At 69.3% G+C, this 17,616-nt stretch carries 15 protein-coding genes; 7 read left to right on the forward strand and 8 right to left on the reverse strand.

Going from position 1 to position 17,616, the window contains the following annotated elements; translation table 11 throughout:
- The 4 genes from OG588_RS45895 to OG588_RS45910 all read right to left on the reverse strand — a co-directional run bounded on the left by OG588_RS45895 (nucleotide 1) and on the right by OG588_RS45910 (nucleotide 4,607).
- The gene (locus OG588_RS45895; RefSeq protein WP_405952463.1) at nucleotides 1-1,971 is read right to left on the reverse strand and encodes a glycosyltransferase family 2 protein; all 1,971 of its coding nucleotides are present in this window, start codon (nucleotides 1,969-1,971) and stop codon (nucleotides 1-3) included.
- Between the two features lie 136 nt (nucleotides 1,972-2,107).
- Nucleotides 2,108-2,701 (reverse strand): hydrolase, encoded by a 594-nt coding sequence (locus tag OG588_RS45900; RefSeq protein ID WP_405952464.1) that lies wholly within the window; start codon nucleotides 2,699-2,701, stop codon nucleotides 2,108-2,110.
- A 44-nt stretch (nucleotides 2,702-2,745) separates the two neighbouring features.
- Nucleotides 2,746-4,149 (reverse strand): MFS transporter, encoded by a 1,404-nt coding sequence (locus OG588_RS45905; RefSeq protein ID WP_405952465.1) that lies wholly within the window; start codon nucleotides 4,147-4,149, stop codon nucleotides 2,746-2,748.
- Complete coding sequence (locus OG588_RS45910) at nucleotides 4,146-4,607, reverse strand: MarR family winged helix-turn-helix transcriptional regulator (protein WP_266865866.1); 462 nt, start codon at nucleotides 4,605-4,607, stop codon at nucleotides 4,146-4,148. The genes OG588_RS45905 and OG588_RS45910 overlap by 4 nt, the downstream gene beginning before the upstream one ends.
- Nucleotides 4,608-4,693: 86 nt before the next feature.
- Between OG588_RS45910 and OG588_RS45915 the strand changes: the two genes are divergently transcribed.
- On the forward strand, nucleotides 4,694-5,194 hold the full coding sequence (locus OG588_RS45915) for a metallophosphoesterase family protein (RefSeq protein ID WP_405952466.1): 501 nt from the start codon (nucleotides 4,694-4,696) through the stop codon (nucleotides 5,192-5,194).
- A 78-nt stretch (nucleotides 5,195-5,272) separates the two neighbouring features.
- On the opposite strand, the gene OG588_RS45920 is transcribed toward OG588_RS45915, so the two are convergent.
- Complete coding sequence (locus tag OG588_RS45920; protein WP_405952467.1) at nucleotides 5,273-6,379, reverse strand: XdhC family protein; 1,107 nt, start codon at nucleotides 6,377-6,379, stop codon at nucleotides 5,273-5,275.
- Between the two features lie 249 nt (nucleotides 6,380-6,628).
- On the opposite strand from OG588_RS45920, the gene OG588_RS45925 reads away from it, so the two are divergent.
- From OG588_RS45925 to OG588_RS45935, 3 genes are all read left to right on the forward strand, one after another.
- Nucleotides 6,629-8,596 (forward strand): GTP-binding protein, encoded by a 1,968-nt coding sequence (locus OG588_RS45925; RefSeq protein ID WP_405952468.1) that lies wholly within the window; start codon nucleotides 6,629-6,631, stop codon nucleotides 8,594-8,596.
- Between the two features lie 87 nt (nucleotides 8,597-8,683).
- Complete coding sequence (locus OG588_RS45930) at nucleotides 8,684-10,540, forward strand: cellulase family glycosylhydrolase (RefSeq protein WP_405952469.1); 1,857 nt, start codon at nucleotides 8,684-8,686, stop codon at nucleotides 10,538-10,540.
- A 176-nt stretch (nucleotides 10,541-10,716) separates the two neighbouring features.
- Nucleotides 10,717-11,370: a TetR/AcrR family transcriptional regulator gene (locus OG588_RS45935; RefSeq protein ID WP_405952470.1), complete on the forward strand. Its 654-nt coding sequence runs from the start codon at nucleotides 10,717-10,719 to the stop codon at nucleotides 11,368-11,370.
- Here OG588_RS45935 and OG588_RS45940 read toward each other — a convergent pair.
- Entirely contained in the window at nucleotides 11,367-12,371 is a 1,005-nt protein-coding gene (locus OG588_RS45940) for a helix-turn-helix transcriptional regulator (protein WP_405952471.1), read from the reverse strand. The genes OG588_RS45935 and OG588_RS45940 overlap by 4 nt on opposite strands.
- 107 nt (nucleotides 12,372-12,478) lie before the next feature.
- Between OG588_RS45940 and OG588_RS45945 the strand changes: the two genes are divergently transcribed.
- Together OG588_RS45945 and OG588_RS45950 are read left to right on the forward strand one after the other, a co-directional pair.
- On the forward strand, nucleotides 12,479-12,877 hold the full coding sequence (locus tag OG588_RS45945; protein WP_405952472.1) for a VOC family protein: 399 nt from the start codon (nucleotides 12,479-12,481) through the stop codon (nucleotides 12,875-12,877).
- Between the two features lie 123 nt (nucleotides 12,878-13,000).
- Nucleotides 13,001-14,959 carry a ricin-type beta-trefoil lectin domain protein gene (locus OG588_RS45950; protein ID WP_405952473.1) on the forward strand — a complete coding sequence of 653 codons (1,959 nt, stop codon included), beginning with the start codon at nucleotides 13,001-13,003 and terminating at the stop codon, nucleotides 14,957-14,959.
- A 63-nt stretch (nucleotides 14,960-15,022) separates the two neighbouring features.
- On the opposite strand, the gene OG588_RS45955 is transcribed toward OG588_RS45950, so the two are convergent.
- On the reverse strand, nucleotides 15,023-15,364 hold the full coding sequence (locus tag OG588_RS45955) for a hypothetical protein (protein WP_405953384.1): 342 nt from the start codon (nucleotides 15,362-15,364) through the stop codon (nucleotides 15,023-15,025).
- Between the two features lie 5 nt (nucleotides 15,365-15,369).
- Nucleotides 15,370-16,986, reverse strand: coding sequence for a cytochrome c oxidase subunit I (gene ctaD, locus OG588_RS45960; RefSeq protein ID WP_405952474.1), 1,617 nt, complete (start codon nucleotides 16,984-16,986; stop codon nucleotides 15,370-15,372).
- Between the two features lie 105 nt (nucleotides 16,987-17,091).
- Between ctaD and OG588_RS45965 the strand changes: the two genes are divergently transcribed.
- Complete coding sequence (locus OG588_RS45965; RefSeq protein ID WP_405952475.1) at nucleotides 17,092-17,613, forward strand: RNA polymerase sigma factor; 522 nt, start codon at nucleotides 17,092-17,094, stop codon at nucleotides 17,611-17,613.
- Nucleotides 17,614-17,616 lie beyond the last annotated feature (3 nt).

Below are 17,616 nucleotides of genomic sequence, written 5' to 3' on the forward strand. Positions count from 1 at the left end.
CTACTTGCTCAGCGCGCGCTTCAGCTTGCGCGCCACCCGGCGGGCCAGCCCGGGCTTGGGCTTGGCGGCCACCGGCTTCGGCGCCGGCTTCGGCTGGGCGGGCTTGGGGGCGGCCTTCGGGACCGCCTCGACCCGGATGCCCCCGGCGTCACCGGTCAGCTGGACCGGCAGCGCCAGGAAACGCTGTCCGGTCGCGGCCGGGGTCAGGCACACCGAGGCGTTCCACGCCGCGTCCTTCAGCTCCGCGGCCGGCACCTCGGCGGCGAGCCGTGCGCCGGAGGACTCGGGGGAGACCACACCGGGCACGTCCAGCGTCGTACCGGACGACTTGTGCGTCAGTCGCAGCAGTACGTCGGTGGTGGCCGGGACGTAGAAGGGGAGCAGGACGCCGACGCGGGCGCCGGTGACCGTGAAGTCGTCGGGCTTGAGGTCGGCGAGGCCGAGGCGCTTGCTCGCCTTGTCGATGTCCAGCGAGAAGTTGCCGTGCGGCTCCGTGTAGTACGGGAGCATGACCTGGCCGGAGACGACACCGGCGTGCCCGGCGTTCTCGCCGTGCTGCGGGACCGGGCCGAGGCGGCACTCCTTGTTCCAGGAGCCGATCACGACGCGGACGTAGGTGTCCCAGAGGCCGCTGCCCAGCGGGGCGCCGACCGCGGCGGTGGCCGGGTCGATGGTGGCCGTGGCGTGCAGCACCAGGCGGACGCCGGCGCCGTCGGCGATCGTCTCGTGCGAGATCTCCACGGGCTGGAAGTGCGAGGCGGCGCTGGTGCGTTCGCGGACGACGAGGTCGGCCGTCGCCTTCTTGAAGTTGGCGGTGGCGTCGGCCGTGAGCATGGCCGTCGCCTCGGCGAGGGTCTTCGGCTCCGGGTGCTTGGGAGCGGGGGCGCCCTTGGCCTCGAAGACGGCCGGGTTGCCGTCGATGACGAACTCGGCCTGGTAGTGGACGAGCAGCTTGCCGTCGCGCCACTCGATCTCGCCGGGGACCGCGGTCGGCTTGAGGGAGGCCTCCCACTCGGCGAGCTCGACGAGGTCGTCGTAGCGGTCGGCGGCGGCGAGGGCGGCGACGACCCGCAGCCGCGGGCCGAGACCGGCCGCGACGCCGGGGCCGAAGCGCTCGATCATGACACCGCGGATCTCCTTGAGGAGTTCACGGCGGTAGTCGTCCGGGACCTTGAGCAGCCGGCCGCCGCCGAGGCGCTCCATCATCTCCACGCGCAGCCAGCGGCGGAAGATCTTGTCGCGGGCGGCACCCGGCTCGGTGTACTTCTCGACGACGTCGAGGGCCTCGCGCAGGTTCTTGAAGTAGCCGACGGGGTCGAAGCGTTGGAAGCCGGCGTTCGCGGCGTCCTCGCGCTTGATGTGGTAGTAGCAGACGTAGTCGCTGAGCACGGCGACGTTGTCCGCGGCGAGGTAGGCCTCCGTCACGAAGACGTGGTCCTCCAGGCGCCGACGCCCTTCCGGGAACCGCAGGTTGATGCGGTCGAGGAACGCGCGGCGGAGCATCTTGTGCGGGGTGAGGCTGTCCATCAGCGGCGCGGTCTCGACCGACGCGTGCGGATAGTTCTTGCGGAACAGCTCCACGGGTACGGCGCGGCCCTTGCCGGCCATCTTGCCGACGATGACGTCGGCGCCGTTGGCCACGCCGTACTCGTACATCCGCTCCAGGGCCTCGTCACCGAGGTAGTCGTCGTTGTCGACGAACATGACGAACTCGCCCTTGGCGGCGGCGATTCCGACATTGCGGGGCTTGCCCGACCAGCCCGACGCCTCCTGGTGGATCACGTGCATGTGGGGGTGCTCGGCGGCGATCTCGTCGAGCCGCGCGGGGGTGCCGTCCGTCGAGCCGTCGTCGACGAAGATCGTCTCGTACTCGTCGTTAGGCAGCGACTGCCTGAGGAGAGAGGAGATGCAATCCTCGATATAAGGCCCTGGGTTGTACACAGGGACGACGACACTGACCTTGACCGACATCCGGCTTCTAGCCCCCTTGTTTGCGCCGCCCGTCCCCTGTTGTGGAACGGCGCGGTGGGCTGATGCTAACCCGGTCCGTCTCGATGCCGCCCATTGGGCTGGTGTTGGGCAATGGTTTACCTGACGTGGTCGGAGGTCACCTCGCGTCGCGGGTCTTGGCCAAAAGTTCCAGGATGTCGGCGGTGGTGCCCGTTTCGCCCAGCCGCGGGAAGATCCGCTCGATGCTGTGGGTGTGCGAGACGGCGTCCAGGTCGCTCATCGCGTCCGTGGCCAGGGTCACGTGATAGCCGTGCTCGTGGGCGGCGCGCGCGGTGGACTCGACGCCGATGCTGGTGGCGATGCCGGTCAGCACGATCTGCGTGATCCCGCGACGGCGCAGCTGTACGTCGAGGTCGGTGCCGTGGAAGGCACCCCAGTTCCGCTTGGTCACCTGGATGTCTCCGGGGTGCCCGGCCAGCTCGTCGACGATGACGTCCCAGCCCTCGGGGCGGGCCCCGACACCGGGCCGCTGCTGCTCGTTGCGGCCGGGCACCGCGTCCGCGCCGTCGGCGGCGAAGCTGACCCGGACCAGCACCACGGGAAGGTCGGCGGCCCGGAAGGCGTCGGCGAGTTCGACGGTACGGGCGACGACCTCGGGCCCGCTGTACGGCTGGGTCGGGGCGCCGACGATGCCGCCCTGGAGGTCGATCACGACGAGAGCGGTGCGGGGGTCGAGGGTGGTGAGTGCCATGGGAGAAGGCCTTTCAGGCGATCAGGAGACAGGAGATACGGGGGTCAGACGGTCTTGGGGGTGAGGGTGCGCAGGGAACGGTCGGGCAGGGTGATCGCCAGGAGCAGCGCCGACCCGATGCCCATGAACAGGGCGAGGCCGTGCAGTCCCGGGGTGTCGGCGCGGTGCGGGAAGAAGGCCGCGGTGGCCGCCGACGCGGCCAGCGCGCCGAGGTACATGAAGGTGCGCAGCAGTCCGGCGGCCGACGCGATGCGCGCGGGCTCGGCCTGCCGGTACAGGGCGTTCTGCCCGGCGAGACCGAGTAGGCCCTGCGGGATGCCCAGCACGGCACCGACGGCGAGCAGCGCCCAGACCGGACTGTCGGAGTTGACGAGGAACAACCCCGCACAGCCCGCGATCTGGACGACACTGCCGACGAGCAGCTTGGCGCGGACCGCCTCACGGCGCCCGGTGAGGGTGGAGACACCGAGGGCGGTGACCGACAGGGGCAGCAGCACGAGCCCGGCGGCGGAGGCGTGCAGCCCGCGCCCCTCCTCCAGCCACTGCGTAAAGCCGTAGAGGAAGGCGTACGAAGTGGTGTAGCCGAGGAACTGGCGTATGTACGTGGTCACCAGAGGCACATTGCCGCCGAGGACGCGCAGGTCCACGAAGGGTTCCGGGACGCGGAGTTCGCGTTTCGCGAAGGCGACGGCCGCTGCGGCGCTGAGGAGCGGGAGGTACCACTCGGAGAGCTTGGGGGCGGTCAGGAACATCATCAGCGAGACCAGCATGACGGCGAACAGCAGCATGCCGGCCGGGTCGACATCGCGCCGGGTGCCGGCCGTGTCCTTGTCCTTGCTCGTCCTCGGCAGTCGCAGTGCGCCGAGGACGAGACAGGCCACGGACAGCGGCACGTTGACGGTGAAGATCGCGCGCCAGCCGCCGACGCCGATGAGGAAGCCGCCGAGCGTGGGACCGATCACCGACACCGTCTGGGCGGAGACGGCCAGTGCGGTGAGGACACCGGCCGGGCTGTCCTCGCCGGTGCGTTCGGCCTCGCTGCGGGTCAGCTGCATGGCGGCCGGATACGCGGCCGAGGTGCCGAACCCGAGCAGGACCCGGGCGGCGATCAGCACGCCGAGCGACGGCGCGAGGGCGCCCATGACTCCGGCGATGCCGACCAGGGCCGTACCGATGAGATAGAGACGCCGGGGCCCGTACATGTCGACGAGCCGTCCGATGACCGGCTGCCCCACGGCCGTGGCGAGATACAGCGCCGAGACCAGCCAGACCGTCTCCGAGGGCGGGGCCCCGAAAGCGATGCCGATCGGCACCAGGGCCACGGCGATCATCGAGGAGTTGATCGGGTTGAGAACGGAGCCGAGGACCATCGGCGCGATCAGGCGCCGGTCGAAGCCCGTGGGGGCGGGGCGCGTGGCCCGTAGCGCCTGGGTGGGCTTCGCTATCACTGCTCGGACAGCCGTTCCAGCAACGTCAGCGCGTCGAGGATCGTCCGCCGTTCCGTCTCGGTGTACCGGTCCTCGAAGGCGCGCGCGAGCCACTCCTCGCGGACCTGCCGGTTGTCCTCGATCCGCGCGCGTCCGGCCTCGGTGAGCGTGACGAGTTGTCTACGGCCGTCCTCGGGATCGGGGCTGCGCCGGATCAGCCCGTGCTGGTCGAGGGCGGCGAGGGTGGCGGCCATCGACTGCGGCCTGACCCCTTCGGCGGACGCCAGGGCGCTGGCCGTGGCCGCGCCGTGCTTGCCGACTAGCGTGAGCGCCGACTCCTGCGACGGGGTCAGGTCCTCGTCCGCCGCGACCTCACGCAGTCTGCGCCGCAGCCGGCTGAACACCACCCGCAGGTCGCGCGCGGAACGGGCCGCCGAGTCGGAGATGCCCGCGGGCGCGCCGGTGAGCTGGTGATCCATACCGCCACCGTAGGACTCTCAGGTTCACCTGTCCAGTTGAAACTGAACAGGTGAACCTGAAGATCTGCGCCCCCTAGGCTGAGGCCGTGCGACTGCTGCTGATGTCCGACACCCACCTCCCCAAGCGCGCCAAGGAACTCCCCGCGCCGCTCCTCGCCGAACTCCCGCGCGCCGACGTCGTGTTCCACGCCGGCGACTGGGTCGACGCCGCCACCCTCGACCTGTTGGAGAGCCGCAGCCGTCGGCTCGTCGGCGTCCACGGCAACAACGACGGGCCCGAACTGCGCGCCAGGCTCCCCGAGTCGGCGTACGCCGAACTGGGCGGCCTGCGCTTCGGTGCCGTCCACGAGACGGGCCCCGCCCAGGGCCGCGAGGCGCGCTGCGCGGCCCGTTACCCGGACCTGGACGTGCTGGTCTTCGGGCACAGCCACATCCCCTGGGATACGACGGCTGCCGGCGGCCTGCGCCTGCTGAACCCGGGCTCCCCGACCGACCGGCGCCGCCAGCCGCACTGCACGTACATGACGGCGACGGTCATGGACGGCACGCTGACGGACCTCGTACTGCACCAACTGCCGCCGAGGTGACGGAACTTGTGCCGCACCGGCTGCCGCCGAGGTGACGGATTTCGAGCCGGACGCGCTGTCGCCACGGTGACGCGCCGATCATCCCGACGGCGCCCGATGGATCGCCCCCGCCGCCCCCGTGAGCGGAGCCCCCGTGCCGCCCCACCGCAGCGCCACGATCTCGGCTGCCACGGACACGGCCACCTCCTCCGGCGTACGCGCCCCGAGGTCGAGGCCGACCGGCGAACGCAGGCGGGCCAACTCGCCCTCCTCCAGGCCTGATTCGAGCAGGTGCCGCGTACGCTCGTCGTGCGTACGGCGGCTGCCCATCGCCCCGATGTACGCGGCCGGGCGGCGCAGCGCCTCCTCCAGGAGCGGTACGTCGAACTTCGGGTCGTGGGTCAGGACGCAGATCACCGTGCGCTCGTCGGTGTGCGTGCCGTGCAGATAGCGGTGCGGCCAGTCCACGACCACCTCCACGCCCGCCGGAAAGCGCTTCGGCGTCGCGAACACCGGGCGGGCGTCGCACACGGTGACCCGGTAGCCGAGGAAGTCGCCGATGCGGGCGACCGCTGCCGCGTAGTCGATCGCGCCGAAGACCAGCATCCGGGGCGGCGGTGCGAAGGAGTGCAGGAACACGCTGACGGAGTCCTCGCGCCGCTCACCGCGCGGGCCGTAGTGCCGCAACCCCGTTGCCCCGAGGGCGAGTTCACCGCGGGCGTCGGCGGTGACCGCGACGTCGAGGCCGGTCGAGCCGAGGGTGCCGTCCACCCTGTCGGGCCACACGGCGAGCGTGGATCCGCGCGGTGCCGGACCGTCGATCACCGTCGCCACCGTCACCGGCTCACCCGTGGCGACCGATCGCGCGACCGCCCCGAACGTGGGATCGGCCTCGGGTGTGACGGGTCGTACCAGCACGGTGATCTCGCCGCCGCAGGTGAGGCCGACCGCGAAGGCGTCCTCGTCGCTGTACCCGAAGGTCGCAAGACGCGCCTCACCGCCCGCCACAACCTCCCGCGCCAGCTCGAAGACCGCCCCCTCCACACAGCCGCCGGACACACTGCCCACGACCTCGTCGCCTGGGCCCACGGCCATCGCCGCGCCGGGATCGCGCGGCGCGCTGCGGCTGACCGCGACCACCGTGGCCAGGCCGAACGGGGCGCGCGCGGCGTACCAACCGCTCAGCACCGGGAGAAGGTCACGCATGATCGGCTCCTGTCACCACCGCCCACCGCCGGACGCCGCAAGCCTTGCATCCAGGCCCTGGCCTGCATCGGAGCGCCACGCGCCCATCTCCCGAACCCGCGGCCGGGGCGTAAATCCGTTGCCGCAGCCCCGCCGAGCCTGCTGCACTACCGGAGACGAGTCAACGACGACCGAGGAGTACTGAGATGCGCGCACCGTTCATGTCCACCCAGGAAGGAACGCCCCCCTCACCAAAGGACATGACACCAGGTGCACTTGCTCAACCTCGGGATTCTCGCGCACGTAGACGCAGGTAAGACCAGCCTGACCGAGCGCCTCCTGCACTCGGCCGGCGTGATCGACGAGATCGGCAGCGTCGACGACGGGAACACCCGCACCGACACCCTCGCGCTGGAGCGGCAGCGCGGCATCACCATCAAGTCCGCCGTCGTCTCGTTCCCGGTCGACGACGTCATCGTCAACCTCATCGACACCCCCGGCCACCCGGACTTCATCGCCGAGGTGGAGCGCGTGCTCGGCGTGCTAGACGGCGCGGTACTTGTCGTCTCCGCCGTCGAGGGTGTCCAGCCGCAGACCCGCATCCTGATGCGCACACTCCAGCGGCTGCGCATCCCGACGCTCCTCTTCGTCAACAAGATCGACCGCCGCGGAGCCCGCTACGACGACCTCCTGACGGCGCTCTCCGAACGGCTCAGAGCGGCCGTAGTGCCCATGGGCTCGGTCGAAGGAATCGGGACCCGCGCGGCCGGTTTCCGGCCGGGACTCGGCCCGGGCACACCCGCCGTCCTCGCCGAACACGACGACGAACTCCTCACCGCGTACGTCGAGAACACCGTGTCCTACGACCTCCTGCGCACCGCCCTCGCCGACCAGACCCGGCAAGCCCTCGTGCACCCGGTCTACTTCGGCTCCGCCATCACGGGCGCCGGTGTCGATGCGCTGATCACCGGCATCAAGGAACTGCTCCCCGCCGCCGAGGGCGACGCCCAAGGCCCGCTCTCCGGCACGGTGTTCAAGGTCGAGCGCGGCCTCGCGGGGGAGAAGGTCGCCTACGCGCGGATGTTCTCCGGCACCCTCCGCACCCGCGACCGGATCACCTTCGGCGACGCGGGGGAGGAGGGCAAGGTCACCTCGGTCAGCGTCTTCGACCACGGCACGGACATCGGCTCCGACTCCGTGCCGGCGGGCCGGATCGGCAGGCTGTGGGGACTCGGCGAGATCAGGATCGGAGACTCAATTGGCGTACCCAGGAAGGCGGTTGAACACTTCTTCGCGCCGCCGACCCTCGAAACCGTCGTCGTCCCTGGCCCGGACGCCGACCGGCGCGCGCTGCACCTCGCACTCACCCAACTCGCCGAACAGGACCCGTTGATCGGCCTGCGCCACGACGAGGTGCGCCAGGAAACGGCCGTCTCCCTCTACGGGGAGGTCCAGAAGGAGGTCATCCAGGCCACGCTCGCCGACGAGTTCGGGGTGCGTGTCACCTTCCGTGAGACGACCCCGCTCTGCATCGAGCGACCGGTCGGCACGGGTGCGGCGGCCGAGTTCAACAAGAAGGACGCGAACCCGTTCCTCGCCACGGTCGGCCTGCGCGTCGAACCGGGCCCGGTCGGGTCGGGAGTGAGTTTCGGTCTGGAGGTGGAGCTGGGCGCGATGCCGTACGCCTTCTTCAAGGCCGTCGAGGACACGGTGCGCGAGACGCTCGGCCAAGGGCTGCACGGCTGGCGGCTCACCGACTGCGTGGTCACGATGACGCACTCCGGCTACTCACCCCGGCAGAGCCACGCCCACCAGGGCTTCGACAAGAGCATGTCGAGCACCGGCGCCGACTTCCGCGGGCTGACCCCGCTCGTCCTCGTCGAGGCGCTGCGGCGGGCGGGGAGCCAGGTGTACGAGCCGATGCACCGGTTCCGTGTCGAGGCGCCGACCGACACGCTCGGCGCCCTGCTGCCGGTGCTGGCCGCGCTGCGTGCCGTACCGCGGACCACTGAGACGCAGGGGTCGCTCTGTGTGTTGGAAGGGGCGGTGCCGGCGGCTCAAGTACACGGGTTGGAGCGGCAGTTGCCGGGGCTGACGCGTGGGGAGGGGGAGTGGGAGAGCGCCTTCGACCACTACGCGCCCGTCGCGCACGGGATCGTTCCGGAACGGGCACGCACCGACCACAACCCGTTGACCAGGAAGGAGTATCTGTTGAACGTGACCCGTCGGGTGGCCTGAAATGTGTCAACAGGGCTTGTGGCACGCAGACTTACTCGTGAGTCAGAAGTGTTGACAGTGTCCGGAAATCACCGGACTGTAGTGGACATGACGAATATCCGGGCGCGTTTGATCGTTGTCCTGGTTGTCCTCTGCGGATTCCTGTCGGTGCTGGGCGCTGGGCCAGCAACCGCCGCCACCCCAACCGACTCCCTCTGGTTCGACGGCTCGGCGCTGACTGTCCAGAACGGCAGCTTCGTGGACAGCTACGGCCGCCAGGTCGTGCTGCGCGGCTACAACGTCTCCGGTGAGACCAAACTGGCGGAGAACGACGGTCTTCCCTTCGCCTCGGTCGCCGACGCGAAGAAGTCCGCCACCGCGCTGCGCGCCCTCGGCGGCGGCAACGCGGTCCGCTTCCTGCTCTCCTGGGCCTACGCCGAGCCCGTCCGAGGTCAGGTCGACACCACGTACCTGGCCGCCGCCACCGCGCAGATGCAGGCGTTCCTCGACGCCGGCATCCGCGTCTACCCCGACTTCCACCAGGACCTCTACTCCAAGTACCTCTTCAACAGCGGCAGTTGGTACACCGGCGACGGCGCCCCCAAGTGGGCGGTGGCGCTGGGGAGTTACCCGCAGGAGTCCTGCGGCATCTGCCTCTTCTGGGGTCAGAACATCACCCAGAACTCGGCCGTGACCAAGGCGCAGTACGACTTCTGGCACAACAACTACGGCGTCCAGGATTCGTTCCTCGTCACCGCGCAGTCGACGATGACGTACATCCAACAGCACCTCACCACCGAGGAGTTCGCGGGCGTCGTCGGCTTCGACCCGTACAACGAGCCCTTCGCGGGGACCTACGACTCGGGCCAGACCAGCCGCACTTGGGAGCAGAACCTGCTCTGGCCGTTCTACGTGAAGTTCCGGGCCCGGATGGACGCGGCCGGTTGGAGCGCCAAGCCCGCCCTCGTCGAGCCGAACCTCTTCTGGAACTCCAACATCTCCAGCCAGGTGCAGGTGGGCGGACTCCTCGACGCGGGCACACTCGGGTCGCGCTATGTCTTCAACACCCACTTCTACGACCAGAAGGCGATCTCCGGCATCCTGATGTGGGGCAACGCGGCCGACGGTCAGTACTCGACCGACTTCGGCACGGTCCGGGACCGGGCCACCGCGGCCGGCACCGCCGCCATCGTCAGCGAGTTCGGGCATCCGCTGTCCGGATCGGTCTCCGGCAAGGCGCCGACCGTGCTCAAGGCGATGTACCAGGCCCTCGACTCCCGCCTGCCGGGGGCGAGTTGGTGGTCCAACCCGGCCGGCTCCGGCCCGGTCCTGTCCGGTACGCAGTGGCAGTGGGACATCTACAACGGCCGCCACAGCGAGCTGATGAACGACAACCCCGACAAGGTGCTCACCTCCGGCGACGCCTGGAACGACGAGGACCTCTCGGCCGTCAACATGACCGACTCCGGCACGGTGACACTCCGTCAGGACGCCCGGCTGCTCGACCGGATCTACCCGAGCGCGACCGCCGGCACCACGGTCGCCTTCACCTACGAGGACCGCTCCCGCGACGGCTCCACGACCCTGACCTGGAACCCGGTCCCCAGCACCCTCCCGAACGTGTCCTCGCTCGTCGGCTCCGGCCAGTACGGCCTGCTGATGTGGCGCTCCAACAGCTCCACCGCACCGACCGAACTCCACCTCCCGGCGTCCTTCCCGGCCGCGTCCACGACCGTGGTCTCCGACCTGGGAGCGATCTCGGGCGTACCGGCCTACACGTCGTCGACCGCGATCGGCTACGCCAACGAGCCCGGCGGCACCGGCAGCCACCGCCTCCTGCTCTCGGCCACCGGCTCGGGAACCCTGCACTACGCCCTGATCACCAACGGCGCGTCGAGCCCCTCCTCGACGCTGCTGAGCGCGGCCAAGTCCGAACTGGCCACGTGGGCGGCAGCGCACAGCTGAGCATCACAGGGGCGCCGGTCTTCCTGAAGACCGGCGCCCTTCGTGTTTATGTGAAGACATTCGTACACATGCAAATTCGGAGTGAACTTGAAGGAAAGTGTGGGAGGAGTGCCCTTTTCCGGAAGACCACGGACACGACAAGATTGCCAGGTGGTCAACGAGACAGAGGTGTGACAGTGGTGGGCAGGCTCAAGACGCCGACCGGTCGTTACGGCGGCAAGTCCGCCGAACAGCGACAGGCCGAGCGGCGCGGACGCTTCCTGGACGCCGCGCTCCAGTTGTTCGGCGACACCCCCGGCTACCGCGCCACCACCGTCGCCGCGCTCAGCGAGGCCGCGGGACTGTCCACCCGGCAGTTCTACGAGGAGTTCCGCAGCCTGGAGGACGTCCTGGCCGCCCTCCACCTCCAGGTCAACGACTGGGCCGAGGAAGCCGTGCTGGTGGCGCTGAAATCGGCGGAGGGCCTGTCGCTCGCAGACCGGTCCACCGCGATCTTCCAGGCCTACGCCGCGAACGTCACCGTCGATCCGCGCCGCATCCGCATCACCTTCGTCGAGATCATCGGCGTCAGCGCCCGGCTGGAGGAACAGCGGCTGGCCCGCCGCGCCCGCTGGATCAACCTCATCTGCGCCGAGGCCAGGGCCGCCGCCCAGCGCGGGGAGGCGGCGCGCCGCGACTACCGGATCGCCGCGGCGGCCTTCATAGGCAGCGTCAACGGTCTGCTCCACGACTGGAGCGCGGGCTGGGTGGACGCGACGCTGGACGAGGTCGTGGAGGAACTGGTCCGACAGCTCCTCGGGATCATGCAGCCGCCTGGCTGGAAGCGCTAGAGCGAGTCGTCCGTGGCATGCTCGTCCAGGCGGCGAGCGAGCGCACGTACGAGATCGCGCAGGGCGGCGGGGCGTTCGATGACGAACGGGCGGTCGAGGGCGGCGAGCACCGGCGGGAGCCACTCCAGCCGCTCGGCCCGGATCCGGACGCGGACCCATCCGGCGCCTTCGCCGTCAGTTCCTGAATCGTCGGTCGGGACCGTGGACAGCGTCGCGATCTCGGCCGGGAGCTGCGTGCGGATGTGCCGCACACTGCCCTGGACGCGCAGCGACACATCGTGGGTCCAGGGTGTGCGCGCGAGGCTGTCCAGCACCGTGGCCGCCGGGTCGAACTCGGCCGGGACGGCGAACGAGCCCGGCCGCACGTCCATGGTGGTGATCCGGTCGAGTCGGAAGGTGCGCACCTCGCCGTCGGCGGGGTCCGCGCCGGTCAGATACCAGCGTCCGGCATGCGCCACGAGGCCGTACGGCAGGACGGTGCGGTCGCTGACGCGGCCCTTCCGGTCGGTGTAGCCGATCGCCACGGGCCGTCGGTGCAGCGCGGCCTCGGCGAGTTCGAGCAGCACCCCCGTCTCCGGGGCGGTGGAGGCGGCGGTATGGGGTCGCGCGGTGAAGTCGGCCGTGTCCAACAGGGCGTCCAGGCGTCGGCGCAGGGCGGCGGGCAGGACCCGCAGCAGTTTCGCCGTGGCGCTCTCACCGGCCGCGGCGGACGTGGTGACCAGCCCGGCCCTTCGCCCGGCCAGCAACCCGAGCAGCACGGCCAGGGCCTCCTCGTCCGTGAGCATCAGCGGGGGCATCCGATAGCCGGGGGCGAGCCGGTAGCCGCCGTAGCGACCACGGACCGAGTCGACCGGTACGCCCAGTTCCAGCAGGTGGCCGACGTAACGGCGGACCGTGCGTTCGTCGACGTCCAGTCGGGCGGCCAGGTCGGGGACGGTACGGAGGCCGCCGCCCTGGAGGATCTCCAGCAGGGCGAGCACGCGGGCGGTCGATGTGGTCACGCCGAAAGTCTGCCTCGGATACCGGGCGGAAGCTGTCCGGTATCGGTCCTAGCGTGGGAGACGCCTCTGCATCCGGCACCCCTTACGACCTCTGACAGGAAGCCGCCATGAACTTCGTCTCGATCCGAGTCATCACCGACGACGTCGCCCGTCTCGTCGGCTTCTACGAACAGGTCACCGGCGTGACGGCCACCTGGTCGACCCCCGACTTCGCCGAACTCGCCACGCCTGCTTGCACGTTGGCGATCGCGAGCACTCGTACGGTGGCCCTGTTCGGTACCGACTCGGCGCGACCTGCCGCCAACCGATCGGTGATCACCGAGTTCCGTGTCGCCGACGTCGATGCCGAGTTCGAGCGCCTGGCACCCCTCGACTGCGAGATCGTCCAGAAGCCGACGACGATGCCCTGGGGCAACCGCTCCCTCCTCTTCCGGGACCCCGACGGCAACCTGATCAACTTCTTCACGCCGGTCACTCCTGAGGCTGTGCGACGGCAGGACCACTGATGCGTGGATTCCAACTGCCCCTCGTGTCACAGCCGTTGACTTCGTCCTCCAGTGGCTCTACTTTCAGCGCGCCGTTTCGTTCGGCTAATCGATCCTGGTTCGAAATATCGGCAAAGGAGCCGCATGTTCCGCACCCCCTTCCTGCGCGCCCTCGCGATGGCCGCAGCGGCAGTCACCCTGCTTCTCTTCACCAGACCAGCGCCCGCGGACCCACTTCAGTCGGCCCCGGTCGCCTCGACGACCCGTCAGATGGCCGTGCCCACCGCCCCGATGGGCTGGGCCTCCTGGAACAGCTTCGCCGCGAAGATCGACTACAGCGTCATCAAGGCGCAGGTCGACGCGTTCGTCGCCGCGGGCCTCCCGGCGGCCGGCTACAAGTACATCAACATCGACGAGGGCTGGTGGCAGGGCACCCGCGACAGCGCGGGCAACATCACCGTCGACACCAGCGAGTGGCCCGGCGGGATGAGCGCCATCGCCGACTACATCCACAGCAAGGGCCTCAAGGCCGGCATCTACACGGACGCCGGTGCGAACGGCTGCGGCTACTACTACCCGACGGGCCGCCCCGCCGCCGCGAACACCGGCAGCGAGGGCCACTACGACCAGGACATGCTGCAGTTCTCCCAGTGGGGCTTCGACTTCGTGAAGGTCGACTGGTGCGGTGGTGACGCCGAGGGCCTCGACGCGGCGACGGCGTACAAGGCGCTCAGCGCCTCGGTCACCAAGGCCACCGCCAGTACGGGACGCGCGCTGGCTCTCTCGATCTGCAACTGGGGCTACCAGAACCCCTGGAACTGGGCGCCGGGCCTGGCCCCCATGTACCGCACGAGCACGGACATCATCTACTACGGCAACTCGCCGTCGACGACGAACATGCTGTCCAACTTCGACCAGGGCCTGCACCCGGCCGCCCAGCACACGGGCTACTACAACGACCCCGACATGCTGATGGTCGGCATGACCGGCCTCACCGCCGCCCAGAACCGCACCCACATGGCCCTCTGGGCGATCTCCGGCGCACCCCTCCTCGCCGGGAACGACCTGACGACCCTCACCACCGAGACCACCGGCATCCTCACCAACCCCGAGGTCGTCGCGGTCGACCAGGACGCACGCGGCCTCCAGGGCGTGAAGGTGGCCGAGGACACGACCGGACTCCAGGTCTACGGCAAGGTCCTCTCGGGCCTCGGCAACCGCGCGGTCACCCTCCTCAACCGCACCTCCGCCGCGCAGAACATCACCGTCCGCTGGTCGGACCTCGGCCTGACCACCGCGTCCGCGACCGTCCGCGACCTGTGGTCCCGCGCCAACATCGGTTCCTACGGCACGAGTTACACGGCCAGCGTCCCGGCCGGCGGCTCGGTGTTCCTGAAGATCAGCGGCGGTACCGAGGCGGCGAGCACCAACTACACGGCCACCTCCACCGGCAAGTACACCGCCGTCAGCGCGGCCGGCACCGGCCTGAACGTCGTCGACGTCACCTACACCAACACCGGCTCCAGCGCCGTCACCGGCATCCTCTCGGTCAACGGCCAGACCGCGACGACGGTGTCCTTCCCGCCGACGGGCTCCAGCGCGGGGACGATCTCGGTGCAGGCCAACCTGTCCAAGGGGTCAGCCAACTCCCTCACGCTGACCGGCAGTTCACTGCCGACCCTGGGCACGATCAACGTCCAGCCGATCCCGGGCACGAACGGTTCCCTGGTCGTCGGCACCGGGTCCGGCCGCTGCGCCGACGTCTACAACAACACCATCACCAACGGCACACAGGCCGAGATCTGGGACTGCAACGGCGGCCAGAACCAGGCCTGGACGTACACCTCACGCAAGGAACTCGTGGTCTACGGCAACAAGTGCCTGGACGCCTACAACAACGGCACCACCAACGGCACGAAGGTCGTCATCTGGGACTGCAACGGCCAGAACAACCAGAAGTGGACCGCCAACTCCAACGGCACCCTCACCAACGTCAACGCGGGCCTGTGCCTGGACGCGTCCGGCGCCGCCACGGCCAACGGGACCCTGCTGATCCTGTACACCTGCGGCACGGCGAACAACCAGAAGTGGACGCTGACGTAGCCGTACCGGCCGCTGCGCAGCACATCGTCCCGCCGGTCGTCAGGGCCGGCGGGACACGCGTCCCTAGGCGAGCGCGAGGGCGACCAGCCCCGTCGCCGCGAGCAGCGCACACCCCAACAGGCAGGCGGCGAGGAGGCGTTGGCGCAGGCGCCGGTACGTCTCCTCGTACTCGTCCCGCAACTGCCTGCCCCGCTCAGCCGTGCGCTCCCAGGAGGCACGGGTGAGGGTGAGGTACTCCGCCTCGAAGTGCCGTTCCACTTCGGCTTGTTGACCGTCGGTGAGCCAGTCGAGCCGGGCGGTGAAGCGGACGGCGGCCGTACGACCCTCCGTGCGGGCGGCCGCGATCAGCAGGTGCCCCTCGATCTCGTTGAGGAACGTCCGCCGGTCCAGGGGGAGTTCGTCCATGGCGGTCACCGGGGCGTCAACTCCCGTTCCAGGGCCGGGATCTCGGAGTGGTGGAGGTCGAACGCCGGGGATTCGCTGCGGATGCGGGGCAGAGTGAGGAAGTTGTGCCGTGGGGGCGGGCACGAGGTCGCCCACTCCAGTGAACGGCCGTAGCCCCACGGGTCGTCGACCTCGACCTTCTTGCCGTACTTCGCCGTCTTCCACACGTTGTAGAGGAACGGCAGGATCGACAGGCCGAGCAGGAAGGAGCTGATCGTCGACACCGTGTTGAGTGTCGTCAGGCCCTCCACGGCCAGGTAGTCGGGGATCCGGCGCTGCATCCCGTTCACGCCCAGCCAGTGCTGGACGAGGAAGGTGCCGTGGAAGCCGATGAACAGCGTCCAGAAGGTGATCTTGCCGAGGCGCTCGTCGAGCATCTTGCCGGTCATCTTCGGCCACCAGAAGTGGAAGCCGGAGAACATCGCGAACACGACCGTGCCGAAGACCACGTAGTGGAAGTGGGCGACGACGAAGTACGAGTCCGAGGTCGAGAAGTCGAGGGGCGGGGACGCGAGCATCACGCCGGTCAGGCCGCCGAACACGAAGGTGATGAGGAAGCCGGTGGCCCAGAGCATCGGGGTCTCGAAACTCAAGGACCCCTTCCACATCGTTCCGATCCAGTTGAAGAACTTCACGCCTGTCGGTACGGCGATGAGGAACGTCATGAAGGAGAAGAACGGGAGGAGGACTCCGCCGGTGACGTACATGTGGTGGGCCCACACGGTCACGGAGAGGCCGGCGATGGAGATGGTGGCCGCGACCAGTCCCATGTAGCCGAACATCGGCTTGCGGGAGAAGACCGGGATGACCTCGGAGATGATGCCGAAGAACGGCAGCGCGATGATGTACACCTCTGGATGGCCGAAGAACCAGAAGAGGTGTTGCCACAGCAGCGCACCGCCGTTTGCGGCGTCGAAGACATGTGCCCCGAATTTCCGATCCGCCTCCAGCGCGAAGAGCGCGGCGGCGAGGACCGGGAAGGCCAGCAGAACGAGGACGGCGGTCAGCAGCACGTTCCACACGAAGATCGGCATGCGGAACATCGTCATGCCCGGTGCGCGCATGCAGATGATCGTGGTGATGAAGTTGACCGCGCCGAGGATCGTGCCGAAGCCGGAGAAGGCCAGACCCATGATCCACATGTCGGCGCCGATACCCGGCGAGCGGACCGCGTCCGACAGCGGGCTGTAGGCGAACCAGCCGAAGTCGGCCGCGCCCTGCGGGGTGAGGAAGCCACCGACCGCGATCGTCGAGCCGAACAGGTAGAGCCAGTAGGCGAACATGTTCAGGCGGGGGAAGGCGACGTCCGGGGCGCCGATCTGCAGGGGCATGATCCAGTTGGTGAAGCCCGCGAACAGCGGCGTCGCGAACATCAGCAGCATGATCGTGCCGTGCATCGTGAACGCCTGGTTGAACTGCTCGTTGGACATGATCTGCAGGCCGGGTCTGGCAAGTTCGGCGCGCATGAGGAGCGCCATGACGCCGCCGATCAGGAAAAACGCGAACGACGTGACCAGATACAGCGTGCCGATCGTCTTGTGGTCGGTGGTCGTCAGCCACTTGATGCTCTTGAGGTCTCTCACGCCCCGCCTGTGTCCGCGCGCCGCCCGCACGTCACACTCGACGGACGCGAGGAGAATCACGAAATCGGGTGTGACGATCGCCCCGGTGCCGGACACGAACGGGACATGAGCAACGACGAGAACTTCGCCGCTGCCTATCGCGAGCACTACTGGGCGGTCAGCCGCTATGTTGCGCGGCGACTGGACGGGCGGAGCAGCGAGGTCGAGGAAGTGGTGGCGGAGGTCTTCACCGTCGCCTGGCGCCGCCGTGCGGATCTGCCGGCCGCTCCGTTGCCCTGGCTGTATGGCGTGGCCCGTAACTGCCTGGCCAATGCGGTGCGGGGGTACGGGCGTCGGCGTCGGCTTGTCGATCGGCTGGGTAATGACGATCGCGCGCATGGGCGGCAGGTTGTGGCCGGGCCCGATGTGGATGCGCCCGGGGGCTGGGTGCACGAGGCGCTCACGCGGTTGTCGTCGGCCGACCAAGAGGTACTGCGGTTGACAGCGTGGGAGGAGCTGGGGGTGGACGAGGTTGCCGTCGTCCTCGGGTGCGGGTCGCGGGCGGCGGCGATGCGGTTGCATCGGGCGCGGCGGAGGTTGAGAGCGGAGATTGATCGGCTCGCGGTGCTTGGCGGTGCGGGGCGATGAAGG

Source organism: Streptomyces prunicolor, from assembly GCF_045162825.1.
Lineage (GTDB): Bacteria > Actinomycetota > Actinomycetes > Streptomycetales > Streptomycetaceae > Streptomyces > Streptomyces prunicolor.